22 protein-coding genes are annotated in these 24,393 nt (G+C 60.1%); 13 read left to right on the top strand and 9 right to left on the bottom strand.

Annotation, left to right across the window (positions count from 1 at the left end):
• Positions 1-18 precede the first annotated feature (18 nt).
• Positions 19-993, top strand: coding sequence for a LysR family transcriptional regulator (locus tag P3T20_RS32235; protein WP_429288941.1), 975 nt, complete (start codon positions 19-21; stop codon positions 991-993).
• 58 nt (positions 994-1,051) lie between these two features.
• Here P3T20_RS32235 and P3T20_RS32230 read toward each other — a convergent pair whose 3' ends face one another.
• From P3T20_RS32230 to P3T20_RS32215, 4 genes are all read right to left on the bottom strand, one after another.
• Positions 1,052-1,855, bottom strand: a complete 804-nt coding sequence (locus P3T20_RS32230; RefSeq protein ID WP_429288940.1) for a phytochelatin synthase family protein — start codon at positions 1,853-1,855, stop codon at positions 1,052-1,054.
• Between the two features lie 239 nt (positions 1,856-2,094).
• A complete protein-coding gene (gene mmsB / locus P3T20_RS32225; RefSeq protein WP_429288939.1) occupies positions 2,095-2,979 on the bottom strand; it encodes a 3-hydroxyisobutyrate dehydrogenase in 885 nt (294 codons plus the stop codon).
• A gap of 45 nt (positions 2,980-3,024) precedes the next feature.
• On the bottom strand, positions 3,025-4,551 hold the full coding sequence (locus P3T20_RS32220; protein WP_074267442.1) for a CoA-acylating methylmalonate-semialdehyde dehydrogenase: 1,527 nt from the start codon (positions 4,549-4,551) through the stop codon (positions 3,025-3,027).
• Between the two features lie 43 nt (positions 4,552-4,594).
• The gene (locus P3T20_RS32215) at positions 4,595-5,947 is read right to left on the bottom strand and encodes an MFS transporter (RefSeq protein WP_074267441.1); all 1,353 of its coding nucleotides are present in this window, start codon (positions 5,945-5,947) and stop codon (positions 4,595-4,597) included.
• A 224-nt stretch (positions 5,948-6,171) separates the two neighbouring features.
• Here P3T20_RS32215 and P3T20_RS32210 point away from each other — a divergent pair, with 224 nt between their 5' ends.
• The 4 genes from P3T20_RS32210 (at position 6,172) to P3T20_RS32195 (ending at position 9,781) form a co-directional block, all read left to right on the top strand.
• Positions 6,172-7,101: a LysR family transcriptional regulator gene (locus P3T20_RS32210; protein ID WP_074267440.1), complete on the top strand. Its 930-nt coding sequence runs from the start codon at positions 6,172-6,174 to the stop codon at positions 7,099-7,101.
• A 56-nt stretch (positions 7,102-7,157) separates the two neighbouring features.
• Positions 7,158-7,550, top strand: a complete 393-nt coding sequence (locus P3T20_RS32205; protein WP_074267439.1) for a nuclear transport factor 2 family protein — start codon at positions 7,158-7,160, stop codon at positions 7,548-7,550.
• 134 nt (positions 7,551-7,684) lie between these two features.
• Positions 7,685-8,149 carry a hypothetical protein gene (locus tag P3T20_RS32200; protein WP_074267438.1) on the top strand — a complete coding sequence of 155 codons (465 nt, stop codon included), beginning with the start codon at positions 7,685-7,687 and terminating at the stop codon, positions 8,147-8,149.
• A 228-nt stretch (positions 8,150-8,377) separates the two neighbouring features.
• The gene (locus P3T20_RS32195; protein WP_429288938.1) at positions 8,378-9,781 is read left to right on the top strand and encodes a tetratricopeptide repeat protein; all 1,404 of its coding nucleotides are present in this window, start codon (positions 8,378-8,380) and stop codon (positions 9,779-9,781) included.
• A gap of 2 nt (positions 9,782-9,783) precedes the next feature.
• Here the strand turns inward: P3T20_RS32195 and P3T20_RS32190 are convergent, their stop codons facing one another.
• Together P3T20_RS32190 and dnaN are read right to left on the bottom strand one after the other, a co-directional pair.
• Positions 9,784-10,260 carry an OsmC family protein gene (locus P3T20_RS32190; protein WP_429288968.1) on the bottom strand — a complete coding sequence of 159 codons (477 nt, stop codon included), beginning with the start codon at positions 10,258-10,260 and terminating at the stop codon, positions 9,784-9,786.
• Positions 10,261-10,322: 62 nt separating this feature from the next.
• Positions 10,323-11,423 carry a DNA polymerase III subunit beta gene (gene dnaN, locus P3T20_RS32185; protein WP_429288937.1) on the bottom strand — a complete coding sequence of 367 codons (1,101 nt, stop codon included), beginning with the start codon at positions 11,421-11,423 and terminating at the stop codon, positions 10,323-10,325.
• 345 nt (positions 11,424-11,768) lie between these two features.
• Between dnaN and P3T20_RS32180 the strand changes: the two genes are divergently transcribed.
• Together P3T20_RS32180 and P3T20_RS32175 are read left to right on the top strand one after the other, a co-directional pair.
• Positions 11,769-12,632: an AraC family transcriptional regulator gene (locus P3T20_RS32180; RefSeq protein ID WP_429288936.1), complete on the top strand. Its 864-nt coding sequence runs from the start codon at positions 11,769-11,771 to the stop codon at positions 12,630-12,632.
• A gap of 24 nt (positions 12,633-12,656) precedes the next feature.
• Complete coding sequence (locus P3T20_RS32175) at positions 12,657-14,117, top strand: amidase (RefSeq protein WP_429288935.1); 1,461 nt, start codon at positions 12,657-12,659, stop codon at positions 14,115-14,117.
• A gap of 42 nt (positions 14,118-14,159) precedes the next feature.
• Here the strand turns inward: P3T20_RS32175 and P3T20_RS32170 are convergent, their stop codons facing one another.
• Positions 14,160-14,612, bottom strand: a complete 453-nt coding sequence (locus P3T20_RS32170) for a MarR family winged helix-turn-helix transcriptional regulator (RefSeq protein ID WP_254368971.1) — start codon at positions 14,610-14,612, stop codon at positions 14,160-14,162.
• Positions 14,613-14,722: 110 nt separating this feature from the next.
• Here P3T20_RS32170 and P3T20_RS32165 point away from each other — a divergent pair, with 110 nt between their 5' ends.
• Positions 14,723-15,682 carry a quinone oxidoreductase family protein gene (locus tag P3T20_RS32165; protein WP_074267433.1) on the top strand — a complete coding sequence of 320 codons (960 nt, stop codon included), beginning with the start codon at positions 14,723-14,725 and terminating at the stop codon, positions 15,680-15,682.
• A 17-nt stretch (positions 15,683-15,699) separates the two neighbouring features.
• Here P3T20_RS32165 and P3T20_RS32160 read toward each other — a convergent pair whose 3' ends face one another.
• Positions 15,700-15,918 (bottom strand): GNAT family N-acetyltransferase, encoded by a 219-nt coding sequence (locus tag P3T20_RS32160; RefSeq protein WP_083611615.1) that lies wholly within the window; start codon positions 15,916-15,918, stop codon positions 15,700-15,702.
• A 78-nt stretch (positions 15,919-15,996) separates the two neighbouring features.
• Here P3T20_RS32160 and P3T20_RS32155 point away from each other — a divergent pair, with 78 nt between their 5' ends.
• The 5 genes from P3T20_RS32155 to P3T20_RS32135 all read left to right on the top strand — a co-directional run bounded on the left by P3T20_RS32155 (position 15,997) and on the right by P3T20_RS32135 (position 21,193).
• Entirely contained in the window at positions 15,997-16,578 is a 582-nt protein-coding gene (locus P3T20_RS32155) for a class I SAM-dependent methyltransferase (RefSeq protein ID WP_074267432.1), read from the top strand.
• 158 nt (positions 16,579-16,736) lie between these two features.
• On the top strand, positions 16,737-18,734 hold the full coding sequence (locus P3T20_RS32150) for a S9 family peptidase (protein ID WP_074267431.1): 1,998 nt from the start codon (positions 16,737-16,739) through the stop codon (positions 18,732-18,734).
• A 68-nt stretch (positions 18,735-18,802) separates the two neighbouring features.
• Positions 18,803-19,570 carry an SDR family NAD(P)-dependent oxidoreductase gene (locus tag P3T20_RS32145; protein ID WP_074267430.1) on the top strand — a complete coding sequence of 256 codons (768 nt, stop codon included), beginning with the start codon at positions 18,803-18,805 and terminating at the stop codon, positions 19,568-19,570.
• 174 nt (positions 19,571-19,744) lie between these two features.
• The gene (locus P3T20_RS32140) at positions 19,745-20,008 is read left to right on the top strand and encodes a transposase (RefSeq protein ID WP_254368970.1); all 264 of its coding nucleotides are present in this window, start codon (positions 19,745-19,747) and stop codon (positions 20,006-20,008) included.
• Positions 20,009-20,167: 159 nt separating this feature from the next.
• Positions 20,168-21,193 (top strand): SGNH/GDSL hydrolase family protein, encoded by a 1,026-nt coding sequence (locus tag P3T20_RS32135; protein WP_074267428.1) that lies wholly within the window; start codon positions 20,168-20,170, stop codon positions 21,191-21,193.
• A 102-nt stretch (positions 21,194-21,295) separates the two neighbouring features.
• Here the strand turns inward: P3T20_RS32135 and P3T20_RS32130 are convergent, their stop codons facing one another.
• Positions 21,296-24,046: a TonB-dependent receptor gene (locus P3T20_RS32130; protein WP_074267427.1), complete on the bottom strand. Its 2,751-nt coding sequence runs from the start codon at positions 24,044-24,046 to the stop codon at positions 21,296-21,298.
• Positions 24,047-24,393: the final 347 nt, after the last annotated feature.

Below are 24,393 nucleotides of genomic sequence, written 5' to 3'. Positions count from 1 at the left end.
TAATGGCTCGCGGCTTTTATGGCGGCATTCGATCCCAACGCGGTGGTCCGCAAGCTGTCATCGCGCCTAAAAATGCGGCACCTCACCTTGCTGCTGCAAATCCAGCAACACGGCTCTCTGACGCGCGCTGCCGAGCGCATGGCAAGCAGCCAGCCCGCAGTCACCAATATGCTGGCGGAACTGGAGGACATGTTCGGGGCGCCGCTGTTCGACCGCTCCGCGCGCGGCATGGCGCCGACGGCGTTGGGCCAGGTGGTCCTGGCGCGAGCGCGGGCCATGACCGAGGATCTCGATCATCTCGTCAGGGAAATGGAGTCGGTGGCGTCGGGGCATGCGGCGCATCTGCATATCGGCGTGATCCCGTTCATCCCGGGCCAGATGGTGTCGACGGCAATTCAGCGTACTCGCCCCGAAGGCAACCGGCGTCTGACCGTTACAATTCACGAGGGTACGAGCGAGCAGTTGCTCGCCCAGTTGCGCGACCATACCGTCGACATCGTGCTCGGCCGTGCATCCGCCTCGCTCGATTTGCAGCAGGTCAGCGTCGAGGTGTTATATCGTCAGCCGCCGCGGTTGATCGCGAGCCGCCGCCTCGCGGCGCACCTCGCGCGCGGACAGATCGACTGGCAGAAACTCGCGGAACTGGACTGGATTCTCGGCGCCCCGAACACGCCGATGCGCGAACAGGTCGCCGATATCTTCCTCGGCGCGGGTCTGACGCCGCCGACGCCGATCGTCGAGAGCTATTCATCCAAGCTGATTGGCGAGATGATCGTCGCGGGCGAGCAATCGGTGTCCATCGTCCCCGCGGATATCGCCGAGGAGCTGGTGCGCATTGCTGGTGTCGCGATCGTGCCTTATTCGTTCGAATGGACGTTGTCGCCGATCGCGCTGTTCACGCGTTTGAACGAACCTGAGAGGATGTCCAATCGACTGTTCGCAGAGTCACTCCGTCAGGTCTGCCAGGAAATTTATAAACGAGTCGCTTCTTGAGAAAACCTTATGTCGTCATCCTGCGCGATGGGCAATTGGGGGGATCTTTTGCACGCCATTAATTCACCCGCTTGCTCACGATCACCACGCCGCGTGAAATTCCGCTAACGTTATCAACCGATTGCGAGGCTGCGTACAGTTGCGCCATTGGAACCCAAACGGCGGGGTACTTGTACCGCGCAACGTCGAGAAGTAGCGCGCTATCTGTGTCTGCGTCATATGCCGCAAGCGGCGACCAATGGCCCCCGCCCGTCTCGCCGATCTCCGGACGCCTGAAATTCAGCAGCGCAAAGCGGTCGGATTGCGCCGTGGTATCGCGAATCAGATCGCGAAACTGCGCGAGCGTCAGGTCACTGGAATGGAATTTCTTCACGTCCACCGGAAATTCGCTCAAGACCGAACTGAGCTGGTCAAGCGTCATGCCCTCTCTCGATACCCGCGCCGCGTTGGCGACCTGCGGATCGACGCTACGGAAAAAGTCCTCTTGCGAAAAGTACGGGAAGTCGGGGTATTGCGTCGACTCCGGACGCTTGATGCCCAACGCATTCAGTGTCATGACGGAACTCGCCACTGAACAGTAGGCCTCGTTCCTCTGCGTTTCGAAGTACTGGGAGAGCGGCCAATACGACTGCTTGTCCACGCTGGACAGGAGCCGTTTCTGTCCTTCGGGCTGCATCAATGCAACGAGGTTGGGCGGGACGGGTAAGGGACCGTCGGCGGAATGGATCGCCGGAGGCGGAGCGGATTGAGCTTCCGCAGATGGCGAGGCCGCACAGCCCGACAACGAAAAAGCAACACCAGCGGCTATCAGCACGCCGAGGCTCTTGAATCGACCGGAGCATAGAAATGAATTAGTGGGCATCGAATCCTTCTCACGCAGATGATTTCCGGGCGGTGACTGCCAGGCCGCTATGCATGCACCCGATAAGCGACTTCGTTTTTTAACACGAAACAAAGCCGCGCGTGAGATTGGTGCCCGCGCCGGCCGGATGACGTCCGGGGCGGCGCGAGGCACTCAGGTTCGTTGGGAAGACTGCAGACCATCACGATCGATCGGCGCCGCTGACGCGCGCCGATCGATCGCTTCCAGGTCGACTGTAATCAATCCGCCTTATACAGCTTGATGACGGCCGAAAAGTCCAGACGCCCCGCGCCTTTGGTGCTCATCGTCTGATACAACTGCTGCGCCAGCGCGCCGAGATAGACGGGCTGACGCACCTGCTTCGCCGCATCCGTAGCGAGACCGAGATCCTTCAGCATCAGATCCGTGCCGAAGCCGCCGGTGTAGCCCCGCGACGAAGGCGCCGTCTCGATCACACCAGGGAACGGATTGTACGTATCCGAACTCCAGCAGCGTCCCGTAGACGTATTGATGATCGTCCCCAGCACCTTCGGATCGATACCGAGCGCTGCGCCCAGCGACATCGCTTCCGCAACGCCGGCCATCGTGATACCGAGCACCAGGTTGTTGCAAATCTTCGCGACCTGCCCCGTGCCAGTGTCCCCACAATGGACGATGTTCTTGCCCATTCCCGAAAGCACCGGCTTGACCTGCTCATAGACGGCCGCGCTGCCGCCCACCATAAACGTCAACGTACCCGCCGCCGCGCCGCCCGTGCCACCCGACACGGGCGCATCCACGAACGTGTTGCCGTGCTGGGCCGCGAGTTCGGCGAACGCCTTGACGCTCGCCGGATCGATCGTGCTCGAATCGATTATCGTCACGCCGCGCGCAATCCCCGCCAGCACGCCGTCCTCCGCCGTCAGCACACTGCGCACATGGGCGGCCGCCGGCAGCATCGTGATGACGCATTCGACATCCGTCACCGCAGCCTTCGGCGAAGCCGCCGCTTTCGCCCCCGCATCGACCAATGCCTGCACCGCCTGCGCACTTAGGTCGAACACGTTCACCGTATGGCCAGCTTTCAGCAGGTTCTGCGCCATCGGCGCACCCATATTGCCGAGTCCGATAAAACCGATCTTCATGATTACGTCTCCACTTCGTGATCCATAGGTCTCGGCGCTAAACGACTAGCGCAGGCTGATCGTCGTATTGACGCCATCGTTGACGGTTGCGTCGTCGAACCAGCGCGCCGTCACTGTCTTGGTCTGCGTGTAAAACTGCACGACCTGCTTGCCGTACGGTCCAAGATCGCCCAGCTTCGAACCGCGCGAACCCGTGAAGCTAAAGAACGGCACCGGCACCGGAATCGGAATATTGATCCCCACCTGCCCCACGTCGATATCGCTCTGGAACTTGCGTGCTGCCGCGCCGCTTTGCGTGAAAAGCCCCACGCCATTGCCCATCGGATTGCGGTTGACGAGCGCAATCGCTTCATCAAGCGTCGGCACGCTCAGCACCACCAGCACCGGCCCGAAAATTTCGGTGCGGTAGATTTCCATTTCGGTTGTCACGTCGGTGAAAATCGTCGGGCCGATAAAGTTGCCTTCCTCGTAGCCCGCCACCTTGACGTCGCGGCCGTCCAGCGCAAGCGTTGCGCCCTCTTTCACACCCGCTTCGATCAAGCCAAGGATACGCTGCTTCGCGGCGCGTGAGACCACCGGACCGATGTCCGTGCCAGCCTCGTTGCCTGCATTGACCTTCAACGTCTTCGCTTTCTCAACCAGATCCGGCAACCACTGCTGCGACGCGCCCACCAGCACCACTACCGAGGTCGCCATGCAACGCTGGCCCGCTGCGCCGAAGCCGGCGCCCGCAAGCGCATTCAAGGTCTGCTCGCGGTTCGCATCCGGCAGCACCACTGCATGATTCTTCGCACCCATCATCGACTGCACGCGCTTGCCGTGTTCGCTGCCGAGGCGATACACATGCGTCCCCACCGCCGTCGAGCCGACGAATGAAATCGCCTTCACCAGTTCATGCGTGCACAGCGCATCCACGACTTCCTTGCCGCCATGCACGACATTCAGCACGCCCTTAGGCACGCCGGCTTCGATCGCCAGTTCGACCAGTTGCATCGTCGAGAGCGGATCCTGCTCCGACGGCTTCAGCACGAAAGTGTTGCCGCAGACAATCGCCATCGGGAACATCCACAACGGAATCATGGCGGGGAAGTTGAACGGCGTGATGCCGGCGCACACGCCGATCGGTTGACGTAACGTGTACGTATCGACGCTGCCCGCAACGTTCTCAGCGAACTCGCCCTGCTGCAACGTGCCGATCGAGCACGCATGTTCGACCACTTCAAGTCCGCGGAAGATATCGCCTTCCGCATCGGGAATCGTCTTGCCCTGTTCGGCTGACAGCGTCTTTGCAATGCGCGGCATGTGTTCACGGACGAGCGCCTGATACTTCAGCATGATGCGCATCCGTGCGCCGATCGGCGTGTTCTTCCACGTGGCGAACGCGGCGTGCGCAGAACGAATGGCCTGATCGACTTCAGCGGCGGTTGCAAACGGCACACGTGCGAGCACTTCCTGGGTCGCCGGATTGACGATATCGCGCCATTCGCGCGTGCCCGATTCGACGAACTCGCCGTTGATCAGCAGTTTCACCGTACTGACATTTGCGTTGGACGCCTGAGTAACAGCATTCATGATCGACTCTCTTGGTTAGGTTCGGATAGCTAAGTTCAGTGGTTTATTGGTGGGCAAGCGATGGGCTTTCGGCCGGCTGAGACTCGTCAGCATGCGGTCGCATCAACACCGTGCAGAACAACGCGACAATGCCCATTGCCACCATATAAGCGACCACGTATTTCGGACGGCCGGCACCCAAGGCAAGCAGCGCGGTAGCGATGATCGGCGCGATACCGCCGCCGATCACGCCGGCAATCTGCACGGACAACGAGATGCCGCTATAGCGAATCTCAGCCGGAAACTGCGAGGCGAACAATTGCGACTCGGGGGCGTACAGAATCGGAAATACGACGCCCACGCCAAGCACCATCGCCCACCACACGGTGACCGGATCGCGCGTGCCGAGCATTGCAAAGAACGGCGCAGCGAACAGGCACATGATGACGAGGCCGATCAGGAACAGACGCCGTTGGCCGATGCGATCGCTGAGGTGGCCGCAAAACGGCATCGTGACCAGCGACAGCACGGCGCCAGCGGTGATCGCATGCAGGATGGAGGCCTTGGGAATCTTCAACTGATTGGCGGCATAAGCGAGCGCAAAAGCAACGACCAGATAGAACCAGGTGTTTTCCGCAGCCCGTGCGCCGATGATGATGAGCAGTTCGCGCGGATGCCGGCGCATGGCCTCGAGGATCGGCGCCTTGACCGGCTCGCCCTGCGCTTTCACCCGTTCGAAGTCGGGCGATTCAGGCACGCGTACCCGGATCACCCAGCCGATCACGACCAGCGCGATGCTGGCAAGAAACGGAACGCGCCAGCCCCATGCAAGCAGATCGGCTTCCGGCAGTGCGGTGACAGCGGCCATCGCCAGCGAAGAGAGAATCAGCCCGAAGCCCACGCCAGTTTGCGGCAGGCTGCCGAAGAAACCCTTGCGGCCAGGCGGCGCGTGCTCCACCGCCATCAGAACAGCGCCGCCCCATTCACCGCCGACAGCCATCCCCTGCAGAAAGCGCATCGCCACCAGCAGCGCCGCGGCCCAGTAACCGATGCTCTGATAAGAAGGAATCAGGCCGATCACCATGCTCGGAATGCCCATCATCAGCAGCGTGACCAGCAGCATCGCCTTGCGGCCGATGCGGTCGCCGAAGTGGCCAAACACGATGCCGCCCATCGGACGCCCGATAAAGCCAACGCCGTACGTTGCGAACGCGGCAAGCGTGCCGAGAATCGGGTCGAGCGTCGGAAAGAAGATCTTGTTGAATACCAGCGCGGCGGCCGTGCCGTAGAGGAAGAAGTCGTACCACTCGATCGTGGTGCCGGCCATGCTGGCCCAACCGGCGATCAGGTAATCCCGGGCGCGCCTGGGAACCGGTGCGGCAACTGCCGCCCGGTCGGGGGTCGATTGCATCTGCATCCTGTTTGTCTCCGATATCTTTATAGGCTCGCCAGTCGCGCGGATGACGCAGGCGTCCATGCCGTGGTTGTTCCAGCGGCTTGCATCCGAGTATAGTTATTCGAATATCCACGGCATAGAGATGAAAAAGCCCATCTGATATGCAAAAAAACACAACGCAAGCCAGCTGGCATGGGCTCGGAGTAGCGCATTGAAGCGCTAACTCCGAATCGACGGGAGACTAGATGCAAAGCGTGAACTGGGATGATCTGCGCTACTTCCTCGAGGTCGCGCGGACCCAACGGGCCAGCGGTGCGGCAAAGCGGCTGGGCGTCGACCACACCACCGTGGCACGCCGGGTGAGAGAACTGGAGGCGTCGCTGGGCACCGTGTTGTTCGATAAATCGCGGGCGGACGGCTTCGTGCTGACAGCCGACGGCCAACGCCTGCTCGCCTACGCCGACGCCGTGGAAACCACGGTGCAATCCGCCGCCGAGCAGTTCACGGGTGGTGCGCACTCGCTGTCGGGGCACGTGCGGGTCGGCTCCACCGAGGGCTTCGGATGCTTTTTTCTCGCGCCGCAGCTGGCGCGCTTCGCGGGTAAACATCCGGATATTTCGATCGACCTGCTACCCGTTCCGCATTTCGTCAGCCTGTCCAAACGCGAGGCGGATCTCGCCATCATGCTGGAGCGGCCCGAGCGCGGCCAATACGTCTATACCAAACTGTGCGACTACCGGCTCAAGCTGTATGGCACGCGCGAGTATCTGGATCGTCATGCGCCGGTGAACACCGTTGCCGATTTGCGCGACCACGCCTTTATCAGCTACGTCGGCGAACTCGCCTTCAGCCGCGAACTGCTCTATCTCGACCGGACCATCCCTAACGCCGCGGCCAATCTATGCAGCACGAGTGTGATCGCCCAGTATCATGCTGCGCTGCAAGGCAACGCGCTCGCGATCCTCCCATGCTTTATGGCGGAGCCGAATCCCCTGCTCGAAGCCGTCTTGCCGCATGAAGTCGTCGTGACACGGCATTTCTGGCTCTGCTGCCGGGAGGACCTGCGCAAGCTGCGACGCATCACTTCGTTGTGGGACTATCTGCGCGCTGCGGCCGATGCCAACCGGGAACTGCTAATGGGGGAATCGGCTGACATGCTGTATGTGGAAGCCTAAGGGTCGCGCCGATGCCGCGCTCGTACCCGCAGACTCTGATAACTAACACCACGCCTATGACCGATTCTTTCGCAGCAACGTCACACGTTGTTCACGAGTTCTGGCGGCTCATGGCCACCAACGATTTTCACGCCACTGCTTCGGTGCTGGCAGCGGAGTTTGTCCTCGAGTGGCCGCAGTCCAATGAACGAATCAGAGGCGCGACGAATTTCGCGCTGCTCAATACGGACTACCCGGCCCACGGGCCATGGACGTTCACGATCAACCGCATCGTGGCCGGCGAGCGGGACGCGGTGTCGGACGTGTCGATAACCGACGGAGTGCTGCGAGCCCGGGCCATCTCGTTCTTTACGATTGCGGACGGCAAAATCGCGCGGATGGTCGAGTTCTGGCCGGAGCCCTACGAAGCACCGTTTGACCGCAAGAAATATGTCGAACCGCTTATCTGAGCGGCTGCATGGGACCGAGCGTTGGAACCGCCGCCACCGCCGGCAGATCGCGCAGGCGAACCATGACGCAGAAGAGGCTTAAGCTTTTGGCGGAGAGGCCGTTATTGCAACTGCCACCTTCTAACGACCCGCTCATGGCCAAGACAATTCCGTTTTCCGGCAACACCCAGGCAGCCCGCGCGCGGGCAGCAAAGGCCATGCTGTTGCCACTTCCGAGGGACACCGCGGATGAACTCGCCCTCCAGGTCCACCTGGCGCTCGACAGCCTGCGGCGTGGGGACGGGAACGTCGAAGCGGCCCAGACGGTGACGCAGGCGATGTTGCTCGTCGCCTTCATCGTCGAAGCAGGTTACGGCAAGCTGACACCCGAAGCGCTGCGGACGGCAGATGCTTTGAGCGCCGCCTGCTTCGAGCGCGGTCGCGCCAGCGGCGAATGGATGCTCGATCGGGCCGGCTACGACATCTTCGCGTCGATTGTGACGATTTACGACCAGCAATTGCAGAAAGCCCCTTTATGGGCGATTACCGAAGCCAGCGACCGGCTGACCCGGTTCAAAGCCGGCGAACCGTATCAGGCAGTGCAGCGGAAACGCGCATAAGCACAGAGTATTTCATTACCGAAACTTACATCAGACACCCCTCGTAATGATCCGTAAGCCTTCGGGCTCGAAGTTCAAATCGGCGCAAGTATTGCGCTGCTATTCTCCAACGGTTCGTCTCCTCTGATTGCGTTTCATCCGCGCGGCCGGATGTGAGACCCGCTGAACCATCGCTCGACCTGCCGCGCGCGTCGCCTCACGTGCCACGCCTGGCGGCGCTCTTCAACCATGTCCATCGACTCTCATCTTTCCCTCGCCTCCTCGTATCAGCAGGAGGGACGCCTCGACCTCGCCGAAAGCCATTTTCGTCAGGCGACCGGTATCGAGCCCGGTCATTGGGACGCCTGCTTTGGACTCGCCCAGGTATTGATCCGAAGGGATCGATTCGAAGAAGCGATTGGCCTGCTCGCTCAACTGCTGGCGCGGCCCGGTGACCATGCCGCCGTGCATCGGCAGCTTGGCCTTGCCGAAGCATGCACGGGACGACGGCAACGTGCGCTGAGTCATTTCAAGCGCGCCCTCGAACACGAACCGGATGACGCCGCGACGCTGCACATCGTCGCCAATTTTCAGCAGGCACTCGGTCTCGACGACGAGGCCGACGCCAGCTATCGCCGCGCGCTGAAACTGAAGCCGTTGATCACCATCCCGGCCAGCGTCGCACCGCCTGCATTCCGCGTGCTGTTTGTATTTGGACCGAATGCGGGCAATACCCCGATCGAATATCTGATCGAGCGGGCCCGCTTCGAGACCAACATCATCACCCTGTTGCCGGACGTGGAGTACGACATCGACCGCCTGCGGATCTATGCTGATGTAGTCGTGAATCTCATTTCCGATGTCGATCGCGGTCACGCCTTTCTCGCACCGGCGCAAGCATTGGTGGACGGCGTGGGCAGCCCGGTTATCAACCCGCCACAACTGATTGCGGGAACGGGCCGGGATGCGGTTGCGAAGCGGCTCGCGCAACTACCGGGTTGCTGTGTCCCGCAGACACGGCTTTATTCAGCGGCCGAACTGGCTGCGATGGTTAAAGGAACGTCACAGGAGTCCTTAACTTTTCCGGTTCTGGTAAGGCCTGCTGGCGCACACGGTGGTGATCACTTCGAGAAATTCGAGGATCCAGCGCAGCTAGAGGCATTCCTGAGCCGACTCAATGCCAGCAGCTACTATCTGACATCGTTCGTCGACTACCGGTCCAACGACGGCTATTTCCGCAAATACCGCTTCGTCTGCGTGGGCGACGAGATCCTGCCGTACCATCTCGCGATTGACGACAAGTGGAAGGTCCATCACGTGACCACCAGCATGGCGACCCACGCATGGATGCAGAACGAGGAACAAGCGTTCCTCGAAGATCCGTGGCGCGTCTTCGGCGCCACTCAGCGCGTCGCATTGCAATCGATTCGTGACGCTATCGGTCTGGACTACTTCGGCATCGACTGCGGACTAGCACGCGATGGCGCCATCGTCGTGTTCGAAGTCAATGCGAGTATGCTCGTACACGGGAATAACCAGCGCTTCCCGTACAAGACAAAGGCCGTTGAGCGCATCAAGCAGGCATTTCAGGCTTTGCTCGAACGACGGGCGCGTCGCCCGGGCAAAACCTCTGCGCAAGAGTACGGCACCTGATATCAGGCCGGCGCGACTTCGATCGTCGGCTCGCAAACGATCGGGAAATTGACCGAGTTTGCGACGTAACATTTTTCATGCGCCGCATGATGCAGATGCTCCGCGAGATCACGATCGCCGCCCGCGCGAATCGTTACATGCGGGCGCAAAACGATCTGCGTAAACTGGCCACGCTGGGCGCTATCGACCATCGTCCCTTCTGCGTGATCCAGATATTCGAGCACCGCGATGCCCGCGTCAGAGCAAAGATGCAGATACCAAAGCTTGTGACACGCCGAAGCAGAGGCGACCAGCAGATCTTCGGGATTCCAGCGCGCTGCGTCACCGAGAAACGCCGCATCCGACGACCCTGGAATATCGGGCTTGCTGCCAGCGCGAATAGTATGGTCGCGGCCATATTCGCGGTAGCCAGACGTTCCAGTGCCACGGTTACCGGTCCATTCCACCGAGACCCGATATTTATGCTCGCCATGTGCCACGCCAATCTCCTTCAAGTTGAACATGCTGGGCCCGCGAGGCTGTCAGCAGCTACGCGGGCCGCTCACTTGCGCAATGCCATCACCACGTAGCGGAACGCCTCATCGCCGGGAGCGACAATCAGCGCGGCCAGTTTCGCGGCGCTCAAACGGACCTCGAGGGTATCGGCCCGAAGCGTTGCCAGTGCATCCATCCAATAACGGATGTTAAAGCTGAGGTCTACGGGCGTTCCCGCGTAGTCTATCTCAACCTCCTCCACCGATTCCTCGTCTTCAGGGTTGCTGACGCTCACCTGCAGCCGGCCCTCTCCTGCAACCCATTGGACACTTTTGAATTTCTCGGTTGTGAGCACGGCCGCACGCTGCAAGCAGGCGTAAAACGATTTCCGGTCAATCGTGAATTCCGCCTCGAATCCGGAAGGGATCACGCGCTTGAAGTCGGGATAACGGCCCGCAATCAGCTTGCAGGTGAAGAATATCTTCCCAAAGGCGAAACTCGCGTATCCCGCGGCAGTGGTTAGCATGACCGTCGAATCGTCTTCCGGAAGCAGGCGTATCAGTTCGATGATCGCCTTTCGTGGCACGATGATCTCGCGCACTTCGTGCTCGCTTTGCGACGCAATGCGCGCGGTCGCCAATCGGTGTCCGTCGGTGGCCACCGCGGTCAGCTCACGTCCCGTGATCAGCAACGCCCCGTTGAGGAAGTAGCGAATGTCGTTGTCCCCCATGGCGAAATGCACCATGTGCAAAAGCCGCTTCAGGCTCCCGGCGTTGACGCAAAGCGATAGTTCCGGTTCTGAGCTTTGCCTGATCTGAGGGAAATCCTCAGCGCTTCCTGCATGCAGGGATATCCGGCTGCCCGGGCCCTCAATGATGAGACGGTTGCCTGAAGACGAAAGGCTGATGGGTGCATCGGGCATGGCTCGCACGACATCCAGAAGTTTGCGGGCGTTGACCGTCAGGGACGTACTGGACTCGCAGGATTCGATCGTTTCCGTCGCCCTCAGATCCAGTTCCAGGTCGGTACTACGGAAACTCAATTCGTTTCCTGCGGTGGACACAAGCACGCTGGAAAGAACAGGCAGGGTACTGCGCCGCTCCACGATGCCGCAGACAATTTGCAAGGGCTGAATCAGGGCATCACGTGGCGCTTTGAGAAACTTCATGGTGTTTCCTTATGGTTTGACGATGATGCGATTTGTCGATTCGTTCTAACACCATCATTTAATTCGCCATCCTAAATGCATAGGAGCGAGCAATGCATTTCTGCCGGTGGCTCACGACGTCGCATTTGCGCGGACGAAATCCCCCGACACCTGCCCGCGATGGGCGAGGTTTAGTCTTGCAATGGGTGCACGATAGCTGCCCAATCGGCTTTCGTCAACTGACAAGCTTCACTTGTCAGTCACCCGATGCACCCAAGCGGGGGCATGAACCGCCCCTCGCAAGAACGATCAAATGCGGCTCCCGGCAATGCCCTATATTTGCTCGAAACCCTCGTCAGGAAACCCATGGATGTAGTTGCAAAAGCGCTGTGGTTCATTGAAATTGAAATGGGCCGGGAGCTGACCCTCGACCGGATCGCCAGCATCTGCGAAGTCTCACGCTTCGGTCTTGCTCGCAGCTTCGCAATCAGCACAGGATGGCCGGTAATGCGCTACGTCCGGGCTCGACGGCTCAGCCGGGCGGCACGCGAGCTTGCGCAGGGCGCACCGGACATTCTCAGCGTGGCGCTGGACACGGGATATGGGTCGCACGAGGCGTTTACGCGCGCCTTCCACGATCTGTTCGGCATCACGCCCGAACGGGTGCGAGCCGGGCGCAATCTTGATGGCATGTCTCTTGTGGAGCCACTACGCATGAAAGAAACCAGAATTGTCGATCTCGCCGGGCCACGCTTCGAGGCGGGCGGGACGCTTTTGATTGGCGGCATGGGCGGCCGGTTTACGTTCGACACCAACGAAGGCATCCCTACGCTCTGGCAAGCCTTCATTCCGTACATCGGCAATCTCGCCGATCAGGTCGGCGGTGTGACCTATGGAGTTTGCTGCAACCCGGATAGTGAAGGCGGGTTTGAATATATCGCCGGTGTGGAGGTGAAAAGCCGCGACCGGTTGCCTCCATCGTTTCGCTGCATTGAAATCAAACCCCAGCGCTACGCCGTCTTTGTGCATCAAGGACACGTCACCACGCTGCATCAGACCTTCTACAGCATCTGGAATCATTGGCTGCCGCAGTCGGGAATGGAGGCCGCGGAGGCGCCCGAACTCGAACGCTATAGCGAAGATTTCAATCCGGTTGCGGGAACCGGTTTCGTTGAGGTTTGGCTGCCTGTAAAGGACCGCTCAGAGCCAGCTGACGAGTCAAGGAAGTGACTTATCAATGATCAGGAGAACGACTTGAGCTTCAGTACCGCCCGCGACATGATCGCTGCGTTGCAGTCGCGCGAGGTATCGGCCGTCGAACTGTTTGAAGACGCCGTGGCTCGCATCGAACGTTACGATGGGCAAATCAATGCCGTCGTGATACGGGACTTCGAACGCGCGCGCCGCGCAGCCAAAGAGGCGGATGACGCGCTCGGTCGTGGCGAACGTCGTCCGCTCCTCGGTGTGCCCATGACGGTGAAGGAGTCCTTTAACGTGGCTGGGCTGCCTAAAACGTGGGGAGTACCAGGCACCGAGAACCTCGAGGTCACAGAAGACGCGGTCGCCGTGCGGCGTCTCAAACAGGCAGGCGCCGTGATTCTGGGGAAGACCAATGTCCCGACCATGCTGAACGACTGGCAGACCTACAATCGCATTTACGGCGTGACCAACAACCCCTGGGACCTCACCCGCACGCCAGGCGGCTCGTCTGGCGGCTCCGCTGCCGCGTTGGCGGCTGGGTTCGTGCCGCTCGAACTGGGTAGCGACATCGGCGGCTCGCTGCGCGTTCCCGCTCACTGCTGCGGCATCTATGCGCACAAGCCCACTCACGGCCTGATACCGATGCGGGGCATGGCACCCCCAGGCATTCCGATGCTTTCAGTAAGCGCCGATCCCGACCTCGCCGTGGTCGGTCCAATGGCGCGCAGCGCCGGCGATCTCGCATTGGCTCTAGACGTGCTAGCCGGCCCCGACGATATGCAAGCGACAGGCTACCGACTGGATCTTCCCCCCTCTCGCCATACCCGGCTCGCCGACTTCAGGGTGTTGATGCTCGAGGATCACCCTGATGCGACGCTCTCCAACGATGTGCGCTCGGCGATGCAACGTTTCCGCAAGCGTCTTGAGGGAACCGGCTGCGTTGTTGCAACGGGGAGCGCCTTGTTACCCGATCTCAGTCTGATATTGCGCACGTTCGGACAGTTACTTCTGTCATTCTCGGGTGCAGGGCTGCCGCTTGAGGAATATCGCTCGCTCCAGGGGCTTGTCGCCGGTCTATCGAGCGACGACACGAGTCCAGCGGCCGTCGAGTTGCGCAATGTCGTGCTTGGTCATCGGGACTGGATTGACGCCGATCGCACGCGCGTTGCGCAGATGCACCGGTGGCGCCAGTTCTTTCGCGAGTGGGATCTCGTCGTTTGTCCCGTGCTTACCGTAGCGGCTTTCGTCCATGATCATGCCGACATGCGCTCGCGTCACATCGAAGTGGACGGCAAACGAGTCGCCTACACTGAGCAGGCGGCATGGCAGAGTCTCGCGAACATGGCTGGATTGCCGGCGACCACGTTCCCAATCGGCCTTGGAGACTCCGGCTTGCCGATCGGGCTCCAGGCAATCGGCCCTTATCTGGAAGACCGCACGCCTATCGCCTTTGCCAACCTTGTGGAACGCGAGTTCGGAGGCTTTATGCCACCACCCGCGTTCTCCGGTCCATGATGTCGCGCATGGCACCTGAATCATCCCGAGGCAAACCGCTACCTACAGCGTCTTGACCCACCCAAGCGCATCGTCAGCGAACCTGCGAAGAAGACGTACGAGGTCGCGTACGTCTTCCTTGTCCCAATCCGCCAGCAATCCTTCAACGATCTTCTGGCGCGCGGCGTCAAGTGCCGTCGTAATCGCCCGCCCCTGATCCGTAATGACCGCCGCGCGAACCCGTCCGTCTTCCGGACTGGGGCAACGCGCAATAAGCCCAAGGCTCTCCAGTTTTGCGATCTGCCGGCTGACCGTTGTGTAGTCGCGTCCAACTAACTCGGCCAGTTCCACGATGCCAAGCGGCCCGCGCCGCTCTACCCGGGCCAGTAGCGGGAAAAGCGCGCGGTCCAGGTCGACGCCGGCGGCTTCGATCAAGGCAGCGTCGGGCTGCGGTCGATTCAAAATACCCGTCAGATCCAGCAGGGCTTCCCGCAGTTCGCGGACTTCTCTTTTCATCGCCATTGGATTCCTTGCGCATGTTCAATATGCGTGTATTATACATATATATCGAGTTCTCTAGCCGAGGACGAAACCGATACTTTTATACTCGTCAAAGGAAAGCAAACATGAAAGCGGCACTCGTTAAAGGACCTGGCGCAACGCCAGTTTATGCAGACTTCACAGAGCCGACCGTCACCGAAGGCACGGCTCGCATCGCAGTTGCAGCGTCAGCTCTAAGCCACATTACGAGGAGCCGGGCATCTGGCAACCACTATAGCTCCTCGGGAGAGTTTCCCCTCGTCCCAGGCATGGACGGTGTCGGGACGCTCGAGGACGGAAAGCGCGTCTATTTTGTGCTTCCCGAAGCGCCCTTCGGCGGCATGGCCGACTATTGCCTCGTCAAGCAGCAACGGTGCATCCCGTTGCCGCCTGAACTGGACGATGTCACGGCAGCCGCGATCGCGATTCCAGGCATGTCGTCGTGGGCTGCGTTCGTTGAACGTGCAAAGCTGGTCAAGGGAGAAACAGTGCTGATCAACGGCGCAACCGGTTCCTCGGGTAGTCTGGCCGTGCAGATCGCGAAGTACCTGGGCGCCGGCAAGGTCATCGCGACCGGACGCAATGCGCTGACATTACAGACTTTGCAGACGCTCGGCGCTGACGTCACGATCAACCTCACGCAGGATGCGGCAGCAATTGAAAGCGAATTTCAAACTCACTTTCGTGACGGTGTAGGCGTGGTTCTCGACTATCTTTGGGGGCAAAGCGCGGAACAGTTACTGGCGGCCGCCGCCCATGTTGCTCCGGATGCGGTGCCAATCCGCTTCATCCAGATCGGCGCTATTAGTGGATCAACCATTAGCCTGCCCAGCGCAATACTTCGATCGACGGCGATCGAACTCATGGGCAGCGGGATCGGCAGCATTCCGATGCCGCGCATCTTCCATGCGATTACGCAGGTGCTCCGTGCCGCTGTGCCCGGTGGCTTAAAGATCGCAACGAAAACCGTTCCTCTGTCTGAGGTGGAAAAGCATTGGGCAGACGTCGATGACCGCGCGCGGACCGTATTTACGATGAGCTCATGATCGCAGATCAGTGGCGCTCAGAGCGCCTTGCGGAAAAAATAGCGCTCATGCACGCCAGCCATTTCGGTCAGGCGTCCCCATTCGGAATAACCCAGCTTCCGGTAAAAGTCCGGTGCCTGAAAGCTGAAGGTATCGACGATCACTTTCTTGCAACCGCGGCGCTTCGCTTCCGCCTCAGCGGCTAATATCAGTGCCGTTGCGTGACCACGCTTGCGGTATCGCGGCGATTGTCGCAGATAATCGCATGTTCAACCCTTCGACGTCGCATGAACTGGCTTGCGACATGACAGGCGAAAACAGAAGGCAAATCGTTCATGCTCGATCTCCCCTCCCTCGTCTTGCTGCTGGTCGTTTTCTCGCTTTGCTTATCGTTGATCGTGTTTCAGGCCATTACCGGCGTGCCGCCAATGTCGTCAAGCGCACCTGAAGCGGCGGATGTCGTGGCACTACTGAAGCAGGCAAGTTTGCCGAACCAGGCCATCGTGTACGAGCTGGGTAGTGGGTGGGGCTCGCTCGTCATGGCGCTAGCGCGGGCGTTTCCCGATGCGAAAATCCACGGTATCGAGGCTTCACCGCTACCGTACTGGGTAGCCCGCTTTCGAACCCGCAGGATGCCTAATGTATTTTTGCAGCGACGCAATTTCTACGCCTGCGATCTGCGCGATGCGCATGCGGTAACGTGCTATCTGATGATCAAGCCGATGCCTAAGCTGGCCGCGCATCTCGATCGCATGCTCAAGCCTGGCACGCCCGTCGTATCGCTCACATTCTGGTTTCGCGATCGGGAAGTCGCGGCGGTCCGCCAGGGCCCCGGACTGCGCGGAGCGGCCGCCCTGTATTTCTGGCCCGCGCACAAAGCCAAAGCCACTGAGGAAACATGGTCAACGAACACATGATCTTCCCCGTGATACGCTAGCGAACGTCTGTGCGACTGCAGTTGCAACGTATGTCTAACGCAATCAGTCCGGCCTCATACCCGGACAAAGATTGCACGCAACAAACGATCAACGGTTAGCCAAACGCTCACGCCCTTACTCCTACCTTTCGCGCCCCCATGAACTTCACCGAATCGTCCTCCTCGCCGAAAGCAGCATCCCCCATTTACGCTGCATTCGGCAGTTGGAAGTCGCCGATTACCGCTGCGCTGGTCGTCGGCGAATCGATCCGGCTAGGACAGCCGCGCATCGGTGCCGATGGCATTTACTGGACCGAGGGACGTCCGCAGGAAAAGGGCAGGAATGCGCTGGTCCGGCTTCGCGCCGATGGCGAAGTGGAGGACCTGATAGCAGCGCCGTTTGACGCCGCAACGCGCGCGCACGAATATGGCGGCGGCTCATTTGCCGTGACTGCTGCCGGCGTCTTCTTCAGCAACTTCAAGGATCAACAGGTCTACACGCTCGATGCCTCCGGCCAGCCGAAAGCCGTGACGCAAACCGAGGGCCTCCGCTATGCGGACCTGATCGCAGATCCGGCTCGCGGGCGTCTGATCGGAGTTTGCGAAGATCATCGCCAGGGCGGCCATGAACCGGTCAACACGTTGGTCAGCATCGATCTGGCAACCGGAAAAGCCACAGTGATCGCGGACGGTCACGATTTCTTTTCTTCGCCCTGCATCAGCCCCGACGGAACGCGGCTTGCATGGTTGAGCTGGGACCACCCAAACATGCCGTGGGATGGCACCGAACTTTGGGTGGCTGAGATTGCAGCCGATGGCGCGCTGGGTACGCCGCGCCGTGCAGCGGGGAGCAACAGCGAATCGCTGTTTCAGCCCGCCTGGTCGCCGGCTGGCGATCTGCACGTTGTATCGGATCGTAGCGGCTGGTGGAACCTCTATCGGGTGCGAGGTGCTTCATCCGTTGTACCCGACGTGAACGCCTCAGACGACACACTCGAAGCCCTTCGCCCCATGGATGCCGAATTCGGCAAGCCGCAGTGGGTGTTCGGTATGAGCACCTACGGCTTCACGGATGACGGCCGGATTGCCTGTCTTTACGAACAGAATGGCATTACGCATCTGGCCGTGTACGATCCGTCAACGGGTGCATTCGATGAAATCCCCACGCCATACAGCACAATGCGCGACCTGCAGGTCGACGCTCAACGGGTGGCCTTCGTCGGCAGTTCGCCGACCGCAGGCGAAGCGATCGTCGAGCTTGATCTCGGGACTCGGACTAGCCGCATCGTGCGCAAGTCCGATCGTGCAGAAGTCGACGCCCACTATGTATCGATTGCCGAGCCGATCCGTTTCCCGACTGAAGGCGGCCTCCACGCACACGCTTTCTTTTATGCACCGACCAACCCCGACTTCAACGGGCCCGACGGCACGCTGCCCCCACTGATCGTGATCGCTCACGGCGGCCCGACCTCGGCGACCCATTCCGGATTCAAGTGGCAAATCCAGTACTGGACCAGTCGCGGCTTTGGCGTGGTCGACGTCAACTATGGCGGCAGCAGCGGTCATGGCCGTGCATACCGGCAACGTCTCAATGGCCAATGGGGAATCGTCGATATCAACGACGCGATCAATGCAGCGCGTTACCTGATAGGCCAGAAGCGCGTGAACGAGAACGCACTCGCCGTTCGCGGGGGCAGCGCCGGCGGCTATCTGGTGTTGTGCGCGTTGGCCTTCCATGATTTTTTCAAAGCGGGTACAAGCTATTACGGTGTGGCAGATCTCGAAGCCTTGATGCAAGACACCCACAAGTTCGAATCGCGCTACATGATCCGGCTGGTCGGTCCTTACCCTGAGGAGCGCGCTCTTTACCAGGCACGTTCGCCGATCCATTTCGTGGATCGCATGTCGAGCGCGATGATCCTTTTCCAGGGCGCAGACGACAAGGTCGTGCCACCGAATCAGGCCGAATCGATCTATCAGGCGGTGCGCGCGAAGGGCCTGCCGGTTGCTCACGTGCTGTATCAAGGGGAAGGCCATGGTTTCAAGCGGGCCGAGAACATCACGCATTCGCTCGAAGCCGAGTTGTATTTTTATGGCAAGGTCTTCGGCTTCGAACCCGCCGACAAGATCGAACCCGTGGCGATCGACAACATCTGATGCGCCGGCTAGCTGAGACGCGTAGGCCCTAAACTAAAATCGCCATCTCCGCCGAAGAGCGGAAAACCATGACCCTTGATATCAGTGCATCGACAAAGACGCCCGCCCCTGTCGCCCTTGTCACCGGCTCGACTTCCGGTATCGGCGCGGCCATCGCCCGAAGGCTATCGAGGGAGGGATACTCGATCGTTTTGCATTCGCGCACTTCGGCTGACGCGGGTCATGCGTTGGCTCGCGAACTAGGCTCAGCAGTTTATATCCAGGCCGACCTGGCCGACGATGCGGACAGGGTAAGGCTTATCCGCGAAACAGTTGGCGTGTGGGGCCGCCTCGACGTTCTGGTCAACAACGCCGGGATAAGTCGCGTGATCCCACACGCCGATCTCCAGGCGGCCACACCGGACGTGTGGCACGAACTGTATGAAGTCAATGTCGTTGCTCCATTTCGTCTGGTGTCCGAAGCAGAATCTGCGCTGCGCGATGCGGCCGCGCGAGGACGGCCTGGTTGCGTCGTGAACGTCAGTTCGCACGCGGGCGTCCGACCCAAGGGAGCCTCCATTCCTTACGCAGCAACCAAGGCCGCGTTAAATCACGTCACACGCCTGCTCGCTGTTTCGCTTGCGCCGGATATCCGCGTGAATGCGGTCGCACCTGGACTCGTCGATACCCCGCTTACCGCCAGCTGGACCCAGGCGCAGCAACTCTGGAAAGAACGCGCACCCATGCGCCGGGCAGCCAGTCCCGAGGACATTGCGCAGGCTGTCGCCTTGCTGGTCGCCTCGGACTATCTGACCGGCGAAATTCTGCTCTCGGATGGCGGATTAAATCTGACGTAAGCGCGTCGAGCGAGCCATATTCGTTTACGTAGGAACATTCCCGCCGTCAATACACCGCCCCGAATGATCCAATCTGTGGGATAAGGTGTGAAATCTTCGCTAGATCACGCTTTAGAGCCCGCCCACTAAAACGTATATTGGGAATGTACTGGATAGTTAATTGGGGTCACCGTGATGGATATTCCTCTTTCCGATGAGGCTTGGTTGCGCGTCAGCCATCTCCTGTCCCGCGATTCGAAGCAGCGGTTTGGCCGCCCCGCCCGGGATCCGCGAGATGTGTTGAATGCCATTCTCTGGGTCATCACCCGCGACGAGAAGTGGCACCGGCTACCGGCCAACTTTCCGCCATCGCAGACGTGCTACATCAAATGGCTGCAATGGCGACGCGCCGGCCTCATGACTCAGATACTCGATGAACTGCAGATCGAGCAAGTCTGAATGAAAGCTCTCCTCCTCCGTGGTATGTCGGCTGCTCGGCCGCGATAGTGCACATTTTTTGCTACTCCGTAAGCACTATTGAGCACCATTGCGACGGCGACCCGCGAGCTTAGGCCGCCACCGGCCTGCAGCAACGGGCCGGCCCGGGAGGAGTAATTTATGCGAGCTTTAAATAACAAGGTACGGACTGCAATTTTTTCCGTCGCGACCGTATTGCTTGCAGCATGCGGCGGCGGCCACGGAGGCAGTTCGAGTAGCGGCGGCAGCACAACCACACCGGCAGGCGGCGTCAATCTGCAGGTTGTCTCATTCGGCGACAGCCTCTCGGACGTCGGAACGTACGCGCCGATCGCAAGCGCGGTGGGTGGCGGGCGTTTTACGACCAATCCAGGCCAGGTGTGGACGCAGAACGTCGCGCAGTATTACGGCAATACGCTCACCGCCGCGTACACGATCGGCCTCACACATGCACTGAGTCCGAATGGCGGTATGGGCTATGCGGAAGGCGGCGCGACGGTGGCAACGCCCGCGACCGAATACAACTTCCTCACCGACGTGATTGGCGACATCGAAATGCCTGTCAATCAGCAGGTTTCGAGCTACCTGAGTGCGTACAAGAGCTTTAACGCCAATCAGCTGGTGCTCGTGTGGGCCGGCGCGAACGATGTGCTTCGCGCGGGAGCGCTGCCCGCCGCTGCTTCGATCGTCCAGACTGCCGCCAACACACTCGCCCAACAGATCGGGCTGATCGTCCAGAATGGCGCCACGCATGTCGTGGTGGTCAATCTGCCGAACGTCGGTCTATCGCCTGACGGCCTCGCGTCGTCCGACGGCGGAGCCAACTTGACGCAGGAATCGGAACTCTTCAACAGTACCCTGACCGGCGCGTTGCAAACCGCCGGCCTGCAAAGCAAGGTGATCCAGATTGATGCCTACGCATGGTTGAACGGGATCATTGCGAATTTCCAGGCCAATGGCTTCGCCGTGTCGAACACCGCACAGGCCTGCGACGCCTCGAAAACGCCCGATGACACGTCCTTGCTATGCTCGCCCGCAACCTACGTGAGCGCCAACGCGGACCAGACCTACATGTTCGCTGACGACCTTCATCCGACGACCCATTTGCACGCGCTCTTCGCCCAGTACGTTGAGCAGCAGATCGCAGCCAGCGGTTTGGGTCACTGAAGACACGACTGACCGCCCCTGCCTGCGTTGCTTGACGACAGGCAGGAGCGCTCGCCTCATTTCCTCAACCACGTAATAACAACCGCTCACGACCCACGAGCGTCAGAACTTGTACGTCGCCCCAATCTGCGCGAAGCGGCCGACATACGTGTACAGCGACGTGTCGTAGCCCTGTTGCCACAGCGGGCCATCCGCCCATACCGCGTCGAACGGCGGCACGCGATTGAAGATATTGTCGATGCCGCCGTACAACGTCCAGTGCTTGAAGCCCGTGTAGGTCACCATCAGGTTGAACTGGCTATAGGACCCCATACTGGTACTTTGCGGCGTCGGCGTCGGGATGTACGTGAAGGTCTGCGTATAAGGCCCCACGTACTGCCACGTCAGCGAGGTACTCCACTTGTGATACGCCCAGTTCAAGGTCGTATTGCCCTTCCAGCGCGGGAAAGCGCCGCCGAACGGCTCATTGAGCGCGAGGTTGTTGCCTGCCGCGTTCACCGTCTGACCGTCCAGCGTAAACTTGAACGACTCGACATAGGCCCAGTCTCCCGACAGCGTGAACGTACCGTACGGCGTCGGCAACGACTGGCGGAAGGTGGTTTCGAAACCGCTCGTATCGAGCCCGCCGAGGTTCTGATACTCGAAGGTCTCGTATTCCGGCGTGGTCGTACCCGGGTAATAGACCGTCGACGACGGCTGGTCGATGCCGATCACGTTGCTGACGTGAATCTTGTACCAGTCGAGACCGACATCGGTTGTGCGGGCCGGCGACAGTTCGAAGCCAATGTTGTAGTTCTTCGTGCGCTCCGGCTGCAGATCCGGATTGCCCGACGTCAGCGCCGTCACCGCACCGGACTGGTTGATCACGAGCGCCATGTTTTGCGAGGTGCTGTCTTCGACAAACGTCGGTGCACGAAAGCCGCGATCGTACGACGCATACGCGGTCAACTCCTTGACCGGCTGCCAGCGCAAAGCGAAGCGAGGCGAGAATGCACCGCCGACATCGCTGTAGTGATCGTAGCGGCCCGACTGACTAAACGTCAGCCCCTTGATGATCGGGATATCGAACTGGTAGTACACCGCAGCAACGTTGCGCTGACCTTGCACCTCTTCCTCATCCGGCGTCAGCACCAGGCCCTCGGCGTACGCCGCACCTTGACTCAGCGACTCGCTCTGGTGGAAGAACTCAGCACCCAGACCAAGGCCCACGTCGCCCGTCGGCAGGTGAAACAGCGTCGGGGTCGAGATCGTCGCATCAAGCGTGTCGAGCTTGGAGACGGCTATATTGTTAGCGTCCATGTACAGGCCGTTAAGCCCGTTCGGCGTCGCAGACGGATTCGCGAAGTCGTAGGTGCCGTTCTGGAAGATGTTGTTCAGAACGTTGACATTCAGCTGGTTCGAGTACGAGTTGGACACATCGCTTTGCGAGTGGGTGTAGGTGGTTGCCCAGTCCCAATCCCCGTTCGGCAGTGTGAGCGAACCCTTCACACCCGTGGCCGCCCGCCAGTAGTTGGCGTCCGTGGTTTCCGCCACGGAGTTGGGGAACGAATAGATGAGCGGCGTCGCCACCCCGAACGGGTTGTACGGGTTGCTCGCCGGCACGGTGTTGTTGAACAGCGAAAACGTCTTCGTCGATGGGTTATACACCAGCGACGAATTGGTGCCGCCCACGGTGTTGTTCCAGACTCCGCCGCCCTGCACGCTTGTGTTGTTGCTTTCCCAGAGATCGACAAATGCGGTGGTTGTGTCGTTGATCTTGAACTGCGCATCCACCTTCGCGCTTAGACGCTGACTCCACGGTTCAATGGAGAAACCGTTGCCGGTGTACAGGCCGCAGACGCTTCCGGTTGTCTGACCATAGAAGACCGAGGTGAAATTCGTGCTGGCCGGTTTGACCGAGCTGCCGTATGGACACGAACTGAGCGCCTGCGCATTGCCCGTGGTGGGATTTGTCCAGTAGGAAGGCGCGAGCATCGACATACCGCCCGGCTGCCCCGTGAAGTCCATGGACGAGGTCGAATCGCGATCGGCCAGCGTGGAGCCGTTGTCCCTGACGAAGCTTGCGGATGCCGTGACGTTGTAGCCGTCCGAAGTGAGGTTGCCGAAGCCGCCGAGCGCGCTGAACTTCGCCGTGCCGTTGCCGCCGCCACCGTCAGTGGAGCCGCCATAGCTGCCATCGAGCTGCAAGCCCTGGAAATCGTGCTTCGTGATGATGTTGACCACGCCCGCGATCGCGTCCGAACCGTATTGCGACACCGCACCGGTCTTCACGATTTCGATGCGGTCGATAGCGTTAAGCGGCAGCGTGTTCAAATCGAAGAAGGTATCGACGCCGTTCGAAAAGAAGGCGAACGGTGCAACCCGCTGTCCGTCGATCAGCACAAGCGTGTATTTTTCGCTGAGCCCGCGCAACGCCATGCCCGAGGCGCCTGCCGCAAAGTTATTGGACTCGGCTTCGCTCCAGCTATCGGCCGAATTGGCGCTAGTGCTGCGCAGGAAATCGGAAACGCTGTTGGCGCCGCTGTCCTGGATCTCCTTGGCGGTAACCGTCTGGACCTGGTTAAAGCCAACCTTGTCGGAGCTACGGATCAGCGAACCCGTCACCTCGAACCGCTTGACCTGGGCAACACCGTTTTTGTCCTTCGTCATCTCCGGTGAAGACGGTGCGGTAGCCGCCGAACTGGCTCCGGCAGCCGGCGCCGCGGCAGTGGCCGCGGGCGTCGAGTCGTTCGTTGCAGCCGGTTGACTCTGAGCGAGCGCAGAGGTGCTGAGTGTTGTGCCCAATGCTGCCGACAGCGCTATTTCAGCCCAAAGGATCTTCCCCATGGCCGATACCAAAGCTCTTTGTTTCATGATTTCCCTTCACTCTTGTCAATAAGCCAAACCCGTTGCGCAACTCAACGTGTTGCGCCTGGGCATTTTTTTCGACTTCAGGTGGCCTGGAATTTTTGAAATCCCCACCCTGGTACTGCGGGACAGCAGACACAACATCAACGACTCAAAGACCTTTCAATTACATCGACATAAAATAGGATTACTAATTTATTTACAAAACATTAAAACTGAAAGAAACTGAATCTATACGGGTTCCCGTTCGGCTCCAGGGTCGAACCCAGGCGATCGGGAAAAGCGTAGCCATGCCAGGCATGGCTACGTTCACAACTGATGAAGCACTTTGCGATGCGCGACACGGCATGCCG

This window comes from Paraburkholderia sp. GAS206C (genome assembly GCF_050435645.1).
Taxonomy (GTDB): domain Bacteria; phylum Pseudomonadota; class Gammaproteobacteria; order Burkholderiales; family Burkholderiaceae; genus Paraburkholderia; species Paraburkholderia phenazinium_B.
The sequence above is the reverse complement of the archived record's forward strand: the minus strand, read 5'-3'. Positions and strand labels throughout refer to the sequence as shown.

Coding starts and splice junctions, on each gene's coding strand:
- P3T20_RS32235 (WP_429288941.1), top strand. CDS start 19: ATGGCGGCATTCGATCCCAACGCGGTGGTCCGCAAGCTGTCATCGCGC.
- P3T20_RS32230 (WP_429288940.1), bottom strand. CDS start 1,855: ATGCCCACTAATTCATTTCTATGCTCCGGTCGATTCAAGAGCCTCGGC.
- mmsB (WP_429288939.1), bottom strand. CDS start 2,979: ATGAAGATCGGTTTTATCGGACTCGGCAATATGGGTGCGCCGATGGCG.
- P3T20_RS32220 (WP_074267442.1), bottom strand. CDS start 4,551: ATGAATGCTGTTACTCAGGCGTCCAACGCAAATGTCAGTACGGTGAAA.
- P3T20_RS32215 (WP_074267441.1), bottom strand. CDS start 5,947: ATGCAGATGCAATCGACCCCCGACCGGGCGGCAGTTGCCGCACCGGTT.
- P3T20_RS32210 (WP_074267440.1), top strand. CDS start 6,172: ATGCAAAGCGTGAACTGGGATGATCTGCGCTACTTCCTCGAGGTCGCG.
- P3T20_RS32205 (WP_074267439.1), top strand. CDS start 7,158: ATGACCGATTCTTTCGCAGCAACGTCACACGTTGTTCACGAGTTCTGG.
- P3T20_RS32200 (WP_074267438.1), top strand. CDS start 7,685: ATGGCCAAGACAATTCCGTTTTCCGGCAACACCCAGGCAGCCCGCGCG.
- P3T20_RS32195 (WP_429288938.1), top strand. CDS start 8,378: ATGTCCATCGACTCTCATCTTTCCCTCGCCTCCTCGTATCAGCAGGAG.
- dnaN (WP_429288937.1), bottom strand. CDS start 11,423: ATGAAGTTTCTCAAAGCGCCACGTGATGCCCTGATTCAGCCCTTGCAA.
- P3T20_RS32180 (WP_429288936.1), top strand. CDS start 11,769: ATGGATGTAGTTGCAAAAGCGCTGTGGTTCATTGAAATTGAAATGGGC.
- P3T20_RS32170 (WP_254368971.1), bottom strand. CDS start 14,612: ATGAAAAGAGAAGTCCGCGAACTGCGGGAAGCCCTGCTGGATCTGACG.
- P3T20_RS32165 (WP_074267433.1), top strand. CDS start 14,723: ATGAAAGCGGCACTCGTTAAAGGACCTGGCGCAACGCCAGTTTATGCA.
- P3T20_RS32155 (WP_074267432.1), top strand. CDS start 15,997: ATGCTCGATCTCCCCTCCCTCGTCTTGCTGCTGGTCGTTTTCTCGCTT.
- P3T20_RS32150 (WP_074267431.1), top strand. CDS start 16,737: ATGAACTTCACCGAATCGTCCTCCTCGCCGAAAGCAGCATCCCCCATT.
- P3T20_RS32145 (WP_074267430.1), top strand. CDS start 18,803: ATGACCCTTGATATCAGTGCATCGACAAAGACGCCCGCCCCTGTCGCC.
- P3T20_RS32140 (WP_254368970.1), top strand. CDS start 19,745: ATGGATATTCCTCTTTCCGATGAGGCTTGGTTGCGCGTCAGCCATCTC.
- P3T20_RS32135 (WP_074267428.1), top strand. CDS start 20,168: ATGCGAGCTTTAAATAACAAGGTACGGACTGCAATTTTTTCCGTCGCG.
- P3T20_RS32130 (WP_074267427.1), bottom strand. CDS start 24,046: ATGAAACAAAGAGCTTTGGTATCGGCCATGGGGAAGATCCTTTGGGCT.